This is a genomic window from Cohnella sp. LGH, from assembly GCF_017671885.1.
Lineage (GTDB): Bacteria > Bacillota > Bacilli > Paenibacillales > Paenibacillaceae > Cohnella > Cohnella phaseoli.
Window position 1 is genome coordinate 6,883,642 of the sequence record NZ_CP072117.1, and the last position, 16,841, is coordinate 6,900,482.

Genomic DNA, 16,841 nt, shown 5'->3' on the forward strand with positions numbered 1-16,841 from the left:
GGCGGGGGAATGATCCGAATTTTGCTGGTCGACGATCATGCCGTCGTTCGATCCGGCCTGGCGATGCTGCTTAGCGCTAAGGAGGATATGGAAGTGGTAGGGGAAGCGGCCGAAGGCGAAGAAGCGATTGCCAAAGCGCTGGAGTGCCGCCCCGACGTCGTGCTGATGGATCTGAGCATGCCGCACGGCAAGGACGGGCTGAGCACGACCGCCGAGCTGAAGAAGGTGCTTCCGAGCGCGGCCGTATTGATTTTGACGATGCATGACGACGAAGAATATTTGTTCCGGGCGATCCATCTGGGAGCTTCCGGTTACTTGCTCAAGAGCGCGCCGCATGAAGAGATGGTCAGCGCGATTCGCCATGTGGCGGAGGGCAATGCGTATTTGCACCCGACCGCGACCAAAAGGCTGATGAGCGAATATTTGGATAAGCTGAAGAACGGCGGAGGCGACGGGGGAGCGTACGAATCGTTGTCCGAGAGAGAACGGGAAATTCTCGCCAAAGTCGCGCAGGGCTACACAAACAAAGATATTGCCGAGCAGTTGATCATCAGCGTCAAAACGGTCGAGTCGCACAAGAGCAACTTGATGGATAAGCTTAATCTTAAAACGAGGCCCGATCTGGTCAAGTTCGCGATGAAGAAAGGACTGCTGAATTTTGACGCATGATTACGGAAAATACGGATGGACGGAAAACGGCTCGCACGAGATTATGCTTAAGCAGCTGTCCGATCTGAAGTACGCGCTGGACGAGGCGTCGATCGTCGCGATAACCGACCGTACGGGCAAAATCCAGTATGTCAACGACCGGTTCTGCGCCATCTCCGGCTATTCGCGCGAAGAATTGATGGGGCAGGATCATCGGATTATCAATTCGGGTCACCATGGCAAGGAGTTTATGAAAGAGCTGTGGCGTACGATCGGCTCGGGCAGCGTCTGGAAGGGCGAGATTAAAAACCGCGGCAAAAACGGAAACTACTATTGGGTCGACACGACGATCGTTCCTTTCCTGAACGCAGCGGGAAAACCGTATCAATATTTGTCTATCCGTCATGAGGTGACGGCGCGCAGGCAAGCCGAGGAAGAGCTGCAGCTGCTGCTCTCGCAGATGATGCGTATTCAAGAAGAGGAAAGGCGGCGCTTCTCGCGCGATTTGCACGATGGAATCGGGCAAAGCCTGTTCTCTCTGCTTATTTCCGTCGATGCGGTTCTGTCTAGCGGCGCTTACGATCATTTGAACAAAGTGCGGGAGCAGATCGCGAACCTGATGGCGGACGTACGCGGGCTCGCCTGGGAGCTGAGGCCTTCCGTACTGGACGATCTAGGCGTCATCCCTGCGCTGCGCACGTATTTGGACACCTACTCCAAGCATTACGGCATTCAGGTCGCATTTTCCTCCAACTTGAAAAAGAGGCTGAACATTCAAGAGGAGACGACCATCTATCGCGTCATTCAGGAAGCTCTGACGAACGTCGGCCGTTATGCCGACGTATCGGAAGCGTCCGTCGACGTTCGGGATAACGACTCCCATGTTCAAGTGTCGATCGAGGACCAAGGCAAAGGCTTTGTTCGGGACGGCAGCAAGGAAGGCGTCGGTCTGTTCAGCATGGAAGAGCGGGCACGGGCGATTGGGAGCGAGCTTCACATTCTTTCCGTTCCGGGCCAAGGCACGCGCGTCTCCCTTATCATTCCGCAGCAGCAAAGCGGACAGTCTATCCCGTAAGCCAAACAAGTTGCTGTAAGAGGTAATCGGCGAACAAGGCGCAGGGGGGAATTCTCCATCGACTCGGGGGCGTCTAAATAAGCCCGTCCCGCGTACTTATTCGTCCGGAAACACCCCGGGCAGAGCGAATAGGACCGTGCCGCGTACCTATTTGTCCGGAAACACCCCTGCCGGATCAAATAAGCCCTTCGCACGTACCTATCCGCCCGGCATCAGCTCAGACAGATCGAAATGCATCTACTCCCGGCCCGTCAATGCGACAATTCGCTGCGCGATCAGCTTGCCGTGATGCCGTCCGCTCTCGATGAAGATTTCGTTCGCTTCCCGTCCGGCGGCGATGACGCCGGCGATGAAGAGCCCCGGCACATCCGTTTCCATCGTCTCCGGGTCGAAGGAGGGCACCGTCGTCTCCGGATTAACCGTCGCTCCCGCATCGGTCAGCAGAGTTCGCTCCGGTCGGAAGCCCGTCAGCGCCAGCACGAAGTCGTTGTCGATCCGGTAAGGAGCAGCGCCGTCCGCTAGCGGCTGAATCGTCACACTGTCCGGATCGATGCGCACGACCTGCGAGGAGAACAGCATCCGGATGCTGCCTTTGTTCACATTGCCTTCGAACAGCGGCCGAACCCAAGGCTTGATGCTGGGCGAATAGTTTTCTCCCCGATATACGACGGTAATTTCCGCTCCTACCCTTAGCAGCTCCATCGCCGCATCCACCGCGGAGTTGTTGCCGCCGATAATCGTCACCTTCATGCCGGTATACGGGTGGGCCTCACCGAAGAAATGGGTCACCTTTGGCAGCTCCTCGCCGGGGATGCCCAGCATGTTCGGATGGTCGAAATAGCCTGTTGCAACGACGACATGGCCAGTCGCATACACGCGCTTGCCGCCGAATCGGTCGACGGTTTCGACAAGGAACGAGCCGTCGGGCTGCGGCCGGATCGCAGCCGCTTCCTCGTAAGCGCGAATGCGCAGCTTCCGCCGCAGCGCCACGTCCCGGTAGTACTGCAGCGCCTCGCGGCGAGACGGCTTGTCGCTGGGGGTTGTGAACGGAATGCCTCCGATTTCCAGCAACTCGGCGGTACTGAAGAAGTTCATATAGGTCGGATACTGATAGATGGAATGGACAACAGCGTGCTTCTCGATTAATAGCGGCTCGATGCCGACGGCTTGCAGCTCGAGGGCGGCGGACAAGCCGCAAGGGCCGGCTCCGATAATCAGGACTTGCTCATTCTGTACGTTCTCGTGTGCGCTCATAACCAATCTCCAATTCGGTGCTTTTGTCTCTCATTGTACCACGTCTAGCGGCTCCCTTCGAAACACCGCATCGAATCCGCTTCGCATTTTCACCATTTGTTCATTTCTCCACCCATACTTTGTGATTTAATTCACATATTTAGGCGGGAAATAAAGCGATAATGGAGGCGTAGGGAGAAGAGAAAACGATGGGAGATGGCGTTAATGGTGTTCAAATTTCTGAGAGAAAACGTCTGGGCAGCGGCGGCCTTTACTCTGCTTCGGATTTACTTGGGCTGGCAATGGCTTGAAGCGGGCTGGCATAAGCTGACCGGCGAAGGGTTCGACGCGTCGGGCTTTCTGAAAAAGGCGATTGAAAGTCCGGTCATGGACAAAGCGACGAACGAAGCGATCTATCCGACTTATACGGGGTTTCTGGAGCATTTTGCCTTGCCAAGCGTCAAGCTGATCAACTTCCTGATTCCGGTCGGAGAATTCCTCGTCGGCCTGGGCCTTATCGTCGGAGGATTGACGGCAGCGGCGGCATTTTTCGGCTTGATGATGAACTTCCTGTTCCTGTTTGCCGGAACGGTATCGACTAACCCTTGGCTGACGCTGCTCGGCATTCTGGTCTTGGTCGGCGGGGCGAACGCCGGCAAATTCGGACTCGATTACTTCCTTCTCCCGTGGATTCGTATCGGCTGGAAGAAGCTGACCGGAGGTAAAGGAGGAACCCCTACGGATGCTCGTACGGTATAAAGGCTTGGAAATGAATCGAAGGCTGCCCGTCCCATCAGGGAGGAGACAGCCTTTGTTTTAATGTCCACCTTGATTGCTCCGCCCGATCTGCTGTCGAACCTGCTTATTCTAGCGCCGTTTTTACTGTTGTTCGAGATTAGCATCCTGATGTCCGCCGCTGCGCATAAACGTTTGAACGAGAGGCGCGCCGCCTGGGAAGCGGACGCAATGAAATCCGTATAGGGTTGTGCAAAAGTCAAAAAGCTCCATCCGCGCTCATAACCGAGCAGCGGATGGAGCTTCTTGGCGTTTAATCGACGGTATTTCCGGAGCCGTGCGGAATGATCGACAGCACCCACTCGCACCACTCGATGTTCGTCCGGCACGTCAATTTGCCTTTGTTCAGCAGAATGTAAGCGCCGAAGTAAGGGGAATCATACGGCGGAATTCCGTCTTCTCCAGCATTGGCCATATGTCGCACGGACTGAATTTTATCGTTGAGCCGCTGCGACTTGGCTTTGTAATGCTCCAACCGGGCCGCGAACAGATCGCGCGATACCGTCGGCTCTACTTGGGAAATGCAGAAAGCCTTTAGCATCAGTTCGTCGCGCATGACCGGATCGGATGCGGGGAGAGCCAGCCACTTTCGCAAGGCGTCGAGGCCCTTTTCCTGAATGGAGTATACCTTCTTGTCCGGCTTGTCGCTCTGCTGAATCAATTCGCAGGAAACCATGTCGTATTTCTCGAGCCGCGCGAGCAGCGGATAGATTTGACTATGCTTGGCCGGCCAGAATGGCTGGATTCTCTGCGTCAGATCGTATCCTGACAAGGGAGAATGGGAGAGCAGGCTTAGCAAGCCATAGGCCAATGTATTCATGGCGAATCCTCCAGATCACATACTTTGACAGATGGAGATTTTGGCGTTATTATTATTTCCTTGCCAGCAATTATGTAAAAAAATACATAAGGATAATCGGAGGCGCGGAGAAATCACAATGGAACAACGCAATAATCAAGAAATACGTTTCATGCCGATAATGGTTGCAATATTTATAGGATCGTTTCTATGTATTTTAGCATCCAGCACGATCAATATCGCCTTGGAGATATTGAAGGATCATTTTCAGACGAGTTTGGACACGATCACATGGACGCTGACCGGCTTTATGCTCGCAATGGGCACGACGGCGCCGATCGTAGGGTATTTGGGAGAGAAGTTCAGCTACAAACGGTTATACTTGTTTTCCTTGATCGGCTTTACGCTATCCTCGGCTCTGTGCGCGGCCGCATGGGACGAAACCTCGCTGATCGCGTTCCGCGTGCTGCAGGGAGCCTTCAGCGGTCTTATTATTCCAGCGACGATGGCTCTTATCTATCAGATCATTCCGAGAGAAAAGCAAGCGATGGCGATGGCGCTATGGGGGCTGGCTTCGATGATGGCGCCGGCATTCGGCCCGACGCTCAGCGGCTGGCTGCTGCAAAACTACGATTGGCAATGGCTGTTCCTCATGAACGTGCCGATCGGTCTGATCGCAATCTGGTGCGTCGCGGTGTATATTCCTTATTATCGGCTAAACGTGCCCAAGAGTTTCGATGCGTTGGGATTCGTAACGGTTATCGTCAGCAGCACATCCTTGCTGCTCGCGCTAGGGCAGGGGCACAAATGGGGATGGAGCTCCTGGGAAACGCTGACGCTGCTTATCGGAGGCTTGCTCGTGCTTGCGTTGTTCGCCTGGAGGGAGCTGACGGCCAAGTCCCCGCTGCTGGATTTGCGGGTATTCCGCAACGGCAGATATACGATCAATGTCATTATCACGAACATTTTGACAATCAGCCTGTACTCCGGCACTTTCTTGACCCCTGTATTCCTGCAGCGTATCCAGCACGTATCGGCCATGGATACCGGACTTATCCTGCTGCCGGCTTCGCTGGCTATGGCGCTTGTGATGCCGATTATCGGGAAGCTATACAATTCGGTCGGTCCTCGCTGGCTCATGTTTGTCGGCATTATTTTGCTGACGGTCGGAACGCTGACGCTAAGCTGGCTGAGCATCGATGTGTCTCACGGCTATATACTGTTCTGGATGGTCGTCCGCAATCTGGGCATCGCCCTCGTCATGATGCCGGCCAGCAACGCAGGCATGGAGCTGGTGCCGCGCGAGCTGTCGGGACATGCGTCCGCGATTATGAACTGGACCCGCAACGTGTTCGGATCGTTCGCCATCGCCATCTTCACGACGATGCTGGCGACAAGATCCGCGCACCATGGCGCTGCCTTCGCCCAGGCGGGGGAGAACGACGTGGCTTACATCTCGGCGATGTCGTTTACGATGAGCGTGAACGACGTCTACTTGGTCGCGACGTTCATCGCCGTAGCCGCGCTTCCGCTGAGCCTGTTCGTCGGCAAGGTCAAGCTGCCGAGAGACGAGCGTCCGGAGCGTAAAGCCGCTTAACGGGATCGGATAGAAGCCGGAAGTCGATGGGAAAACAATCCATCCGACTTCCGGCTTTTTCATGCTATAATAAGTCGTTTGACGCATGCCCCGGCGAATGAGGGCCGCGGTTCGAAAACTCCCGCGTTATCAAAACTAGGAGGCTGGTTTTCTATGTTCAATTTCGGTTGGGGCGTTCTATTCGTCCTGGTCAACTTCGCGCTGTTCTTGCTCTGCTATCGGATGTTCGGCAAGAACGGTCTGTACGCCTGGGTGGCGGCCGCCGTCATACTGGCCAACATACAGGTGGTGAAGACGATCGGCATGTTCGGATTCGTCATGACGCTGGGCAACACGATGTACGGCACGATTTATTTGACGACAGACTTGATCAATGAGAAGTTCGGAGAGAAGGAAGCGAGGAAAGCGGTCTGGTTCGGATTTTTCTTCCTGCTCATGTCGACGGCGATTATGCAGATGGTGCTCGTCTTTCAGCCGCAGGAGACGGACTTCGGCGATCCCGCACTGCAGACGATTTTCGGCTTGGCTCCGCGCATTGCGCTGGGCAGTCTCGCAGCCTACTTCGTCAGCCAATTTCTCGATGTGAAAATATTCAGCAAGCTCAGAGCCAAATTTCCGTCGCGCAACCAGCTATGGATTCGCCTTAACGGAAGCATCGGCGTCAGCCAGATGGTCGATACGCTGGTATTTTGCACGATCGCGTTTGCCGGAGAGTACACTTGGGACATCTGGTGGGAAATCGCGATTACGACTTATCTGCTCAAATTCGTCATTTCGGTTGCTTCGACTCCGGTCATATACTGGGCTCGCAGCTTTAAGTTTAAGGAAGCGTAAGCAAGAGGCTGTCCCATAAGTACTTCAAGTTACTGTGAAAGATAATCGATGATAAAGGCTCAAGGGGTATGTACCTCCTTCCGATGCTATACGCTCCTGAAATGGGAATGGTAAACCCGTTGCAAGGTAATTTCAGAAGCGTATGAGGCAGTCTCCAGGCTAATCATGACCCACAACACTTCCAGATAATTCCCAGAAGTTATTCGTAAAATTATCGGAGACGCTTTAGTGACATAGAATTCCTGACCTTGGTTGATTTATACGATTTTTCCTACAAACGTTCGTCGTTTGAGTCTGATCCGAGTTGCTTTGTGCGGTTTTTCCTACAAAAGTCCGCCATTTAAGCCTGGTTCGAGCTGCGTTGTACGAATTTCCGACTAACTTCCCTGCGTAAGCTCATGTGTGCAAATAGATCCGTCGTAAAAGTTTAATATCCAATAAATTGTAAACGTTGTGGGTCATGATTAGGTCTCCAGGAGGTACATACCCCTTACTTTGTCTATCGATCATCTTTAGCAATTGTGCTTCTGGGTCTTCCATTTCCTCTATCTAAGTAAAATCCGCATCTGTTACAATTATAGGAAGAGATTGTCGGAAGAGATTATCGGAGCGGGATCGGACGATCCGAGCTCAAGGGCGGATAAAGCGACGAGGTGAGCGGATCGCGATGGAGAAGGACATTCGAGTGCCAAGTCTTGCCGGAGAGATTGACCGCCTGGAGCGGCAATATTTCGTGGGCAGGGAACGGGAGCTTGACGTTTACGCGCGGCGGCTGGAGAGCGGTTCCTCCGAAGGATGCATTCTTAATGTGTATGGCACGGGGGGGGCCGGGAAGAGTTACCTGCTGGATGAGTTTCGCCGACTATCCGAAGCGGCCCGTATTCCGTATCTTCTCTTAGATTGCCGCGCGCTTGGCCCGGAGTCAGTCGGCTTCTGCCGGCAACTGCTGCGTTCCCTGGGCTATTCGCCGGAACGACTGAACGCTCTGGCTCAGGATGTTCATTCGCTGACGGAGCTTGTATTGGATGAACTGCGCGATCCCGCAGGCGGCGGAAAACGGGTTCTGGCTCTCGATACGTTCGAAGAGATCGGAGAATTGGAGGGGTGGCTGCGGGAGGAATTTCTACCGCGGCTGAGCCCGGACGTTCGGATCGTCATATCCGGCAGAACTCCATTGCAGGGGCCGTGGCTCGCTTCTCCGGCTTGGCGCCAACTGATCGTGCGGATGCCGCTGGAAGAGCTGGATTACCGGGCCGTGAAGCAATATTTGAGCCGCTCGGGGATTGAGCGGGAAGAGCTCGTTCGCCAGGCATGGAGTCGCACAAGGGGACATCCGTTGACATTATCCCTGTTCGTCTCGACTACGCTTGCCCAATCCGTGCTGCCTGCTCATGCCGCAGTGATCGAAAACGCTTTCGCACAGACGGTCAGCGTCTGGTTGAAGGAAGTGCCGAATGCCGCCGTCCGGGAAGCGGTAGAGGCGGCGGCCGTCTTGCGGCGCTTCAATCAAGAGCTGCTGAGCTTCGTGCTGGAGAAGCCGATGCCGACGGAGCAATTCCTCCAACTGACCGGATTCTCGTTCGTCCGCAAGACCGACAACGGCTGGGTGCTGCACGATATGCTGCGCGACGCCATCGGCTACGAGCTGCGCCAGCGGGCGCCGAATTACTACGATCGCTTGTGGAAGCGATGCGTGACCTTCTACTATCTCGCCTTGAAAAAAAAGCCGCCCGCCATCCCCTCCGCGTGGGAAAGATCGGACTGGGTGTACTATATCGGCGATCGTCTGGTGCGCACTTTATTTTATCAGCAGTTCGTCAGCGGATTCGCGGAGGCGCTAAGTCCGGCGAACTGGACGGAAGCCGAGCAATATATCGCGGCCAGGCTTGCTTCGGCTCGCGATGTTCGCATCAACGGGCACAATCCGGAATCCGGAGAGCCATTCGAATACTTTATGGAAGCTTCCGATTGCATTAACATCTATCGGCATTTGAACCTGCATGAGCTGTATCGTCTAGACCCGAGTATCGTCAAGCTGCTCAGGGACGCTCGCGGCTGCATTTGCGGAATGGCGGGAGTGCTGCCGATTCATGAGCGTACGCTGGACTACTTGCTGACTCACCCGCTGTTCTCCGCCTATTTCTCCAGTCTGTCCAAGCCCGAGCTGGAGCGGCTGAGAACTCCGCGCGAACAAGCGGCCGGGTATTTCGTTATGTTTATCGAAGTGAGCGATTATTCCGATCCTACGCTATGTCATATGGCCGGACTAACGTTCATTCAATACATGCTTTCCGCCGGACTGATGGTGACGACTTCCCCGGCGATTCCTTTCTTTCATGCCATTTTCCGCGGGCTGGGGTTCGAGAGAGTCAAGGAGATCGTTCACTTCGAATACGGCGACGGCAAGCCGACGCCTTATTTCGCGCTGGATACAAGAGGATCCAGGCTACAGGATTACTTGAACCGAATGATTGCCGCGGTCGGAATCTCGCAGGCTCGCCACGACGGGGAAGATCGCTTTGAGCTGTTATCCAAACGCGAGAGGGAGGTCGTCGATCTTATGGTCCAGGACTGCTCCAATCTGGAGATTGCTCAGAAGCTGTTTCTGAGCGAAGCGACGGTCAAGAGGCATGTTACCAACATCTATGGCAAGCTTCAAATCAAGAAACGTACGCAGCTGCTCAACTTGCATGCGGGGCGCCGGTCTCCGCCGAACGGAGCCGGTTCGGGGCGTTGACATCCCCCTCCATTTTGCTACTTTTTTACGACTTTCAGATAATACCCGCCGCCATCGCACGGTGCTAAGCTGGAACTGCTTGGTATGAAAACGCGTATGCGGAAGGGTGTGTTTTATAATGATGAGGTTTTGGAGGAAGAAATCGACGTTAGTCGCTTTATTTATTGTCGCGCTATTGTCCAGCTCTATCGGGTCCGCGTATGCGGCCGTCAACCTGGAGCCGATCAAGGCTTTTTTTAACCGGAGCGCGACCTTCGTGCTTAACGGCGAAGCGTGGCAGCCCAAAGACGCTAACGGCAAACCTATGTCGGCGATATACTATAACGGGGTCAACTATTTACCAGTTCGCGCTGTAGCCGAAGCATTAAAAGTGCCGGTCAAATTCGACGCCGCCACGCAAAAAATTTATATCGGAGACCAACCGGGAGCGCAGACGCCGATCTTCGCGATGCCGATGGAGATCGACAACATCTATGTCGTCGCGACGCGCGATCCGGGAGAAACGCGAGTCAACGAGAAGCAATACAAACAAGTTCTGAAAATCGACCAGTACGGCGATATTATTTTTACTTTGGACCGCAAGTATAAGCGTCTTGTTCTGGATGCCGCCATCGTCAGCCCGGGAGAGCACGATGTGGAATTTACGCTGTACAATGCGGGGGGTGAAGCCGGCAACACGGCGCTTACCGCTCTCGAAACGCATACGGCAAGCCTGGAGGATTCGGCCACCCGTATGGAGTTTAACGTAGCGGGCCTCGACAAAATCAAAATCCACGTGCAAAGTCATAACTTGAATCCTTACATTTATGCGAGAATTATGGATACGTCCTATTTCGACAGCGAGCCGGCTGCAAGCTGAGCGATATTGCTGAATCAGGCGGATTCCGCAGGCCAATTGGCGTTCAGGGACAAGGAGCAGATTTATGAGGCGATTCCGGCATGGGCTAAGCCGTCCGTTAACAAGGCTGCGGAGACCGGAATTATTATCGTCGGCGACTTGCCCGACTAGTTTGCGCCGCAGACGCTGTCCACGCGGGCGGATGCGGCGTCGGCCATTGTCCGGATGCTGAAGGTCGCAAGCCCGGATGCCTGTAAGCCCGTAATGACGAATAGATGGATGCGCTGCGAGCGCCGCTGGTCCGTAAGGGCCGATTAGCGGCGCTTGCAGCCGTGCATGTCCCATTTTTCGAGGAAGGAATGCGAGTGAATCAACTAGCGTAAAGGTACTTTCTGCACGGAAGTGCGACCGCTTAATACCTCATCGCAATAAAAATCCTCAGTCATTGCCAGTCCTCCACGTTGTTTTTCCTTATTCTAACATTCTTTAATGCGCGAGAGGGGCACTTTTCGTTTTATTTGGCGTGTTTGCAACCTGATCGGTTCGGGACGCATCTTATTCTTGTAGGGAGGGAAGCCGGTCTGGATGTCGTGAGAAGATTAATCGCCAAGGACGAATCCGCGTTGCGCGAGCTGATGATGGCGTACGGCGACGAACTGTTGCGCACCGCCTACTTGCTCGTGAAGGATCGGCAGGCTGCCGAGGAGGCGGTCATGGATGCGTTCGTGCAGGCGTACGCCAAGATCGATCAGCTTAAGCAGCCCGACAAGCTGCGAAGCTGGCTGCTGCGGATCGTCGCCAACCGCTGTCGGATGAGGATGCGGACCTGGAACTGGAGAAGTCTGTTTCCGTTCGATCGCGTAGAGAGCTTGGCAGAGGAAGCCGAGCCTGGGCCGGAGGAGCTGCTGCTGGCGCAATGGCGCGCCGAACGATTAAGCGAGGCGATCCATGAGCTGGATTACAAGTACCGGGAAGTTATCGCACTCTATTATTTTAACGAGCTAAGCGTGTTGGAAATCGCAGAGCAGCTCGGCAGCAACGAGAATACGGTAAAAGCCAGACTGTCCCGAGGACGCACGAGATTGCGAACGCTGCTGGAGAAGGGGGATGAAGATGGAGCGGGAATCTATGAATAAAAGGCTGCGCGAGGAGTTGGAGGAGCTGCGGTTCGGCGGACAGGAGGACGTCGTGCGGAGAACGCACCCCCGGTCTTGGAGCGACCGGCTGCTGGCGCTGTGGAACATGGAGCTTGAGCTTCCGATCGTGCCGCTCGGGCTAAGCTTTGTCATCCTGTTGGCCGTTGCCGCCGCCTCCCAGTTGCGCAGCTTCTCGGACGACGGCAGCGAGGCAGCGGACAATCGTAGAGAATTGGTCGAAGTCGGCGGCAATACGTACTGGAAGGACGATTACGAGAGGGCGGTGGCAGCTATTGAAAATAAGGATCAAGGTTAAGCATCTCGTCATCGCAACTCTGCTCATAGGCGCAGCGGTGTCTCTGCTTCAACTGGTCGTTATCCCGAAGCTTCAGGTTCGGGCGGCTATTCAGGATTATGCAGCCGGCGCGCCCGGAGGCAAGGAAGCGATGCTGGCAGCTATCGATCGGGCGACCTCGTCCCAAAGGCTGGAGCTGATTAGCGAATATATGATTTCCTACGTTGGAGCTTCTCCGGCACGGGGGTTCGACGTGTACGTCGGTCCGTCCTCGGTATGGAGCGGTTCTCCGCAAAACGAGAATACCCGGCACTGGAGCTGGGAGGAGATGCTGCCGTATTTGCTGGAGTACGTAGCGGACGGACCGGCGGATAGCTATCGGTTCAGGGCGGCGACTCAATTGGTGCAATATTATATGGGCGAGGGGCGTTCCGACCAGGCGCTGGGCCTGCTGGAGCAGGCGGAAGAGCGGGGCGGAACCTGGCGAGGGAAGCTGATGCTGGAACGGGCGAAGGTATATGCGCAGATAGGGAAGTCTGGAGAAGCGATGAGGCTCATTGAACGGTTGGAGGCAGAGCCGGCGTCCACGGATCTCGATTTCTCCGGTTCGGTTGTCCAGTTCAAGGCGCAGCTTCTGGTTGGACAAGGAAAGGGCGAGGACGCTATTCAAGCGGTGGATCGCGAACTGAAAGCTTTGGAGGAGCGGATCGGGCAGCTCAAGTCCGAGCTTCCGGACAACGAGGAGTTCGTTCCGGCCAAGCTGGAGGAGCTGAAGCTGCTGCGGATGCAGCTGGAGAAGGCGATGAACGGGAGCGGGGCGACCGTGTCCGGGACGGTGCGGCGGAGCGACGGCAAGCTGTTGGGCCGCGTGGGTGTGTTCCTGAGAAGCGAGCGGGACGTTAACCACAGTATCGTGGACGGAGAGCCGTACCAGATCTTTACAGACGCTCAAGGGCGCTACGAATTCAACAACGTTATTCCGGGCAACTATCAACTGTATCTCGGCCTGCCGTTCGATCAAATCGACGGCTGGACATGGCCTGCAATGAACGACGATTGGATCGTCGTCGAGGACGGCGATACGTTGACGGAAACCGTTACCCTTCGTCCCTTAATCTCGATCAAGGAACCGGTGAACGAGGCGAAGCTGACCGGAGCGACGGTGAAGTTTTCTTGGGAGCCGATCGAGGGGGCTTCCTATTACGCGCTGTACGGTACGATTCCGATCGAGAATGGGTCGACGAGCAGCATTATTGAGGATCGAATTGCGCAATCCGAGATCGCATTGCCCGTCCAGAGCTTGTATGAAGCTCCGAGCGGGTTCGTTTCCCGCGATGAGGATGGCAGGTCAGTACCCGACTCCGCTACGCTTCTCGGCTTCTCGAATCCGGAGCTCCGCTACTCGTGGTATGTGGAAGCGTACGATAACGACGGCAGGCTGATCGCGAGAAGCAACGGCTATCGGCTGAACGAGGCTACGATGGGGGCGCTGCCGTTCTTTTATTTGAAGGAACGGACGTTGACCGCTGCCGACCGCCTCATGCTGGACGGCCGTTTGGACGAGGGGCTGGCGGAGTACAGGCGGGCTTACGAGGCCGATACGCAAGATCGTCACAGCCTTTATATGATTACTCGCATCTATGGAGCGCAGTCCGCTTTTAACGAATCGGCAGAGCTGCGGGCGGAGTCGATTGCTTATTTGAAGGCGCTGCTCAAGCTGGTTCCCGGCAAGAAAGGCGTGCTCTTCGGATTGTTCGACTACTACGACTCGCGCAAGGAATGGAGCGAGGCCGAGAAGTATTACGAAGAATATTTGAAGGCGAGCGGTGGGATAACGGACGGCTATACGCAATCTCGTTACGCGACCTCCCTTATGAAGCAAAGGCGGACGGAAGAAGCGCTCGTGCAGTTCCGCGAAGCGTTGAAGCGCGATCGTACACATCGTTTCGTCGGCCATTATTTGGCCGCCGAACTGTATGCCGGCGAATTGTTAGAGAAGGTTGCCGGGCTGGCGGCCGATTACCCGGAAATCGCGCCTTACGATAGCCATTCTCCCGAATGGAGCCGACTAGTCGAGGCAATGGCGATTGAGGAAAGCGAAATGAAGGCGTCGTACGGCCAACTTCTTAAGGGCGCTTTGGAAGCTTATTTCGACGAAGATTCGCAGACGTTGGATGCTGTCGGAGCACCGATGCTGCAAGCTTTCGTAACCGCCTTGCGCAACGTCAACTAAGAAGGAGTCTTCGCCGACGTCTGCAAAAAGTCATATTCTGTCCCCTGAGAGGAAACGCCCGCCTTGAGCGGGCTTTTCTGCCGTCAAGCTCGCGATTGCTTGGCTTGACTTCCCCGTACCGCAAATCTACACTGGTATAATTCATAAGCGCATACGGAGGGAAAGTTGTGGCTTCAATCGCAGGAGTTAAAGGCACGGCAGCGAGTCCGGGGACGAAGACAGTGATGCCCGTTCTACTCGCTATTAGCCTTGCCCATATGCTGAACGATTCCATGCAGGCGGTTGTACCGGCCCTGTATCCGATTTTGCAGGAATCGCTCAATCTCTCGATGCTCCAGCTTGGCTGGATCGGTTTTATGCTCAATATGACTTCATCGGTCATGCAGCCCGTCGTCGGCTTGTATTCGGATAAGCGGTCGCTCCCGAATCTGCTGCCGGTTGCGATGGGGCTTAGTCTGGTCGGCATGGTCGGGCTGGCGTTCGCTTCGCATCTTTGGATGCTGTTGCTGGCGGTTGTCTTTATCGGAATCGGATCGGCGGTTTTCCATCCGGAAAGCTCGCGGGTCGTCTACTTTGCAGCCGGAGGGCGAAGGGGCTTCGCCCAGTCCGTCTATCAGGTCGGCGGCAATACGGGAAGCACGCTCGGTCCGTTGATGACGGCGCTCATCTTCGTGCATATGGGCCAGATCGGCGCGATTTGGGGCACGGTGTTCGCCGGCTTCGCGATTGCGGTGCTGCTAGGCCTCCTTCCCTGGTATAAGCGCAAGCTCGCCGAGTGGGAGCGGGAACGCACGGCAACGGCTGCCGCAAGGGCATCCGGAGCGACGGTTGTCGAGAAAGCGAGTCATCCGAGAGTCAAATTCGCGATGGGAATGCTCGTATTTCTCGTATTCGCGCGTTCCTGGTACCATTCCGGGATCGGCAGCTTTTATCAGTTTTACTTGAAGTTCGATTACGGGTTAACAACGCAGCAGGCGCAAATTCCCGTATTTCTGTTTCTGGCTGCGGGCGTGCTTGGGACATTTTTCGGAGGCGTGCTTGCAGATAAATTCGGTCTGAAAAACATGATCGTATTTTCGATCGCCGGCGCTTCCCCGCTTGCGCTGCTGCTGCCTCATCTGCCGCTGTTCTGGGTGTATCCGGTCATTATGCTGCTCGGATTTATCATTTTGTCCGGCTTCTCCGTGAGCGTTGTTTACGCGCAGTACCTGATGCCCGCGAATGTAGGCATGGCCTCCGGACTTACGACCGGTCTCGCCTTCGGGATGGGGGCGATCGGCGGCATTGCTCTTGGGCAGTCTATCGACATGTTCGGCATCAACGACGTTATGTTTGTGCTTAGCTTTTTCCCGCTTGTCGGTCTGTTCGCGATACTGCTGCCGCCGGATCGTCCGAAGAAAAAACCGGGCGCCTGGCTTGGCAAAATTTAATGAGGATAAGAGAGCCGTCTCGTTGCCGAGGCGGCTTTTTAGTGCGACGGGCAGTCGCGACGAAGCGGAGAAGTTGCGGAAATGAAGGGCTGATTTGTCCGTTCCTTTCTGTTCTGTCGGGTAAAGGGAAAGGGCAGAATGGTATAGAGCGGGAAGTCCGCGTTAATTTTGTCGAAAGTGGAAATTGCGCAAATTTAAAGCGGAAAATCCGTTCTAATTTTAACAAAATAGGATAATTGGGGAATTAGTGTGGAAAACCCGCTTTAAATTGCTCGAAAGGGGTGTGGCGGCGAATTTAAAGAGGAGTTTCCGCTTTAACTCAACAAGGCGTGCACTCCTCCCTCGAACGAACGGGGCAGCAACCGCGGTTTGTGCTCGACGCTAGAGACCGGACATAGAAGCAACATATCGCCATTCATTTTCGTTTACAAACAAAGAAACAGCGTCTTAACGGTAGAACGTCCATTCTAAAAAAGAAACGCGGGGGATAAACGGTGAAACTACGGCTAGCTCTACTTGCGGTCGCATTAGGAACGCTGCTGCTCATTGTCAGCTGCGCTGCCAAGAAGGTGGATCAACTCGATCCGTCGCAGGGAACGCAGTCCTCGTTGGCAGACACGGCGCCTGCGGCAGCGGAAGACGTGCAAGTCTATAAACAAACGGAAGCGGAGTCTCTGCCTCTCATCCGTAAGCAGCAGCCGGTTTACGTCCAGGGTTTATTGCAAACGAAGCTGCAGACCAAGATGGACAAGGACAGCGTTAAGCTCCTTTTCTCCTTGGATAACCTATCCGACCGGGAGCTGAAGCTGACGTTCGGCTCAGGAATGCGCTACGATTTTGCCGTGTACGATAGTGGGGATGAGGAGATTTACAGGTGGTCAAACGATAAGAGCTTTACGCAGGCATTGATTGAGATGAAGCTAAAGCCGTCCGATTCGATCGAGTTCGAGGAGGAGTGGGACTGGACGGACAATCAAGGCGATGCGGTGCCGAATGGCATTTACACTTTGCGCTTGAGTATCGCTGCGGCGGTGGAACTGCCGGACGGCCAGGCGCTGGATCCCGCGCAATTAACGGCTGAGACCGACTTGATTTTGAGGAGATAGCGGCGGAGCTAAGAATGTAAGGCGTTCCCTTTTCAACCAACTTTCAGCCAGCGCTAAGGTTCCCCTAAGGTGGGCTTCAGCCCTC

General features: G+C 55.0%; 16 protein-coding genes. 14 read left to right on the plus strand and 2 right to left on the minus strand.

Annotated elements, in window-relative coordinates:
• Nucleotides 1-9: 9 nt before the first annotated feature.
• Nucleotides 10-669, plus strand: coding sequence for a response regulator (locus J4772_RS28540; protein ID WP_116065841.1), 660 nt, complete (start codon nucleotides 10-12; stop codon nucleotides 667-669).
• 43 nt (nucleotides 670-712) lie between these two features.
• Nucleotides 713-1,723 (plus strand): sensor histidine kinase, encoded by a 1,011-nt coding sequence (locus J4772_RS28545; protein WP_209077496.1) that lies wholly within the window; start codon nucleotides 713-715, stop codon nucleotides 1,721-1,723.
• A gap of 237 nt (nucleotides 1,724-1,960) precedes the next feature.
• On the opposite strand, the gene J4772_RS28550 is transcribed toward J4772_RS28545, so the two are convergent.
• Nucleotides 1,961-2,977, minus strand: a complete 1,017-nt coding sequence (locus J4772_RS28550) for a YpdA family putative bacillithiol disulfide reductase (protein WP_209072472.1) — start codon at nucleotides 2,975-2,977, stop codon at nucleotides 1,961-1,963.
• A 204-nt stretch (nucleotides 2,978-3,181) separates the two neighbouring features.
• Between J4772_RS28550 and J4772_RS28555 the strand changes: the two genes are divergently transcribed.
• A complete protein-coding gene (locus tag J4772_RS28555) occupies nucleotides 3,182-3,715 on the plus strand; it encodes a DoxX family membrane protein (protein ID WP_209072473.1) in 534 nt (177 codons plus the stop codon).
• A 60-nt stretch (nucleotides 3,716-3,775) separates the two neighbouring features.
• Entirely contained in the window at nucleotides 3,776-3,937 is a 162-nt protein-coding gene (locus J4772_RS28560) for a hypothetical protein (protein ID WP_209072474.1), read from the plus strand.
• Nucleotides 3,938-4,004: 67 nt separating this feature from the next.
• On the opposite strand, the gene J4772_RS28565 is transcribed toward J4772_RS28560, so the two are convergent.
• Entirely contained in the window at nucleotides 4,005-4,571 is a 567-nt protein-coding gene (locus J4772_RS28565) for a PadR family transcriptional regulator (protein ID WP_116063670.1), read from the minus strand.
• A gap of 118 nt (nucleotides 4,572-4,689) precedes the next feature.
• Between J4772_RS28565 and J4772_RS28570 the strand changes: the two genes are divergently transcribed.
• From J4772_RS28570 to J4772_RS28615, 10 genes are all read left to right on the plus strand, one after another.
• The gene (locus J4772_RS28570; protein WP_209072475.1) at nucleotides 4,690-6,147 is read left to right on the plus strand and encodes a DHA2 family efflux MFS transporter permease subunit; all 1,458 of its coding nucleotides are present in this window, start codon (nucleotides 4,690-4,692) and stop codon (nucleotides 6,145-6,147) included.
• Nucleotides 6,148-6,300: 153 nt separating this feature from the next.
• Complete coding sequence (locus J4772_RS28575) at nucleotides 6,301-6,981, plus strand: queuosine precursor transporter (RefSeq protein WP_116063668.1); 681 nt, start codon at nucleotides 6,301-6,303, stop codon at nucleotides 6,979-6,981.
• 667 nt (nucleotides 6,982-7,648) lie between these two features.
• Nucleotides 7,649-9,718 (plus strand): LuxR family transcriptional regulator, encoded by a 2,070-nt coding sequence (locus tag J4772_RS37425; protein ID WP_305827772.1) that lies wholly within the window; start codon nucleotides 7,649-7,651, stop codon nucleotides 9,716-9,718.
• A 118-nt stretch (nucleotides 9,719-9,836) separates the two neighbouring features.
• Complete coding sequence (locus J4772_RS28585; RefSeq protein WP_209072476.1) at nucleotides 9,837-10,577, plus strand: stalk domain-containing protein; 741 nt, start codon at nucleotides 9,837-9,839, stop codon at nucleotides 10,575-10,577.
• 6 nt (nucleotides 10,578-10,583) lie between these two features.
• On the plus strand, nucleotides 10,584-10,727 hold the full coding sequence (locus J4772_RS28590; RefSeq protein ID WP_209072477.1) for a hypothetical protein: 144 nt from the start codon (nucleotides 10,584-10,586) through the stop codon (nucleotides 10,725-10,727).
• Between the two features lie 347 nt (nucleotides 10,728-11,074).
• Nucleotides 11,075-11,692, plus strand: coding sequence for a sigma-70 family RNA polymerase sigma factor (locus J4772_RS28595; protein ID WP_371822768.1), 618 nt, complete (start codon nucleotides 11,075-11,077; stop codon nucleotides 11,690-11,692).
• On the plus strand, nucleotides 11,685-12,008 hold the full coding sequence (locus J4772_RS28600) for a hypothetical protein (protein WP_209072478.1): 324 nt from the start codon (nucleotides 11,685-11,687) through the stop codon (nucleotides 12,006-12,008). Before J4772_RS28595 ends, J4772_RS28600 begins: the two co-directional genes overlap by 8 nt.
• On the plus strand, nucleotides 11,986-14,220 hold the full coding sequence (locus J4772_RS28605) for a carboxypeptidase-like regulatory domain-containing protein (protein ID WP_209072479.1): 2,235 nt from the start codon (nucleotides 11,986-11,988) through the stop codon (nucleotides 14,218-14,220). Before J4772_RS28600 ends, J4772_RS28605 begins: the two co-directional genes overlap by 23 nt.
• Nucleotides 14,221-14,444: 224 nt before the next feature.
• Nucleotides 14,445-15,650, plus strand: coding sequence for an MFS transporter (locus J4772_RS28610; protein ID WP_116063694.1), 1,206 nt, complete (start codon nucleotides 14,445-14,447; stop codon nucleotides 15,648-15,650).
• 494 nt (nucleotides 15,651-16,144) lie between these two features.
• Entirely contained in the window at nucleotides 16,145-16,756 is a 612-nt protein-coding gene (locus tag J4772_RS28615) for a BsuPI-related putative proteinase inhibitor (RefSeq protein WP_209072480.1), read from the plus strand.
• Nucleotides 16,757-16,841: the final 85 nt, after the last annotated feature.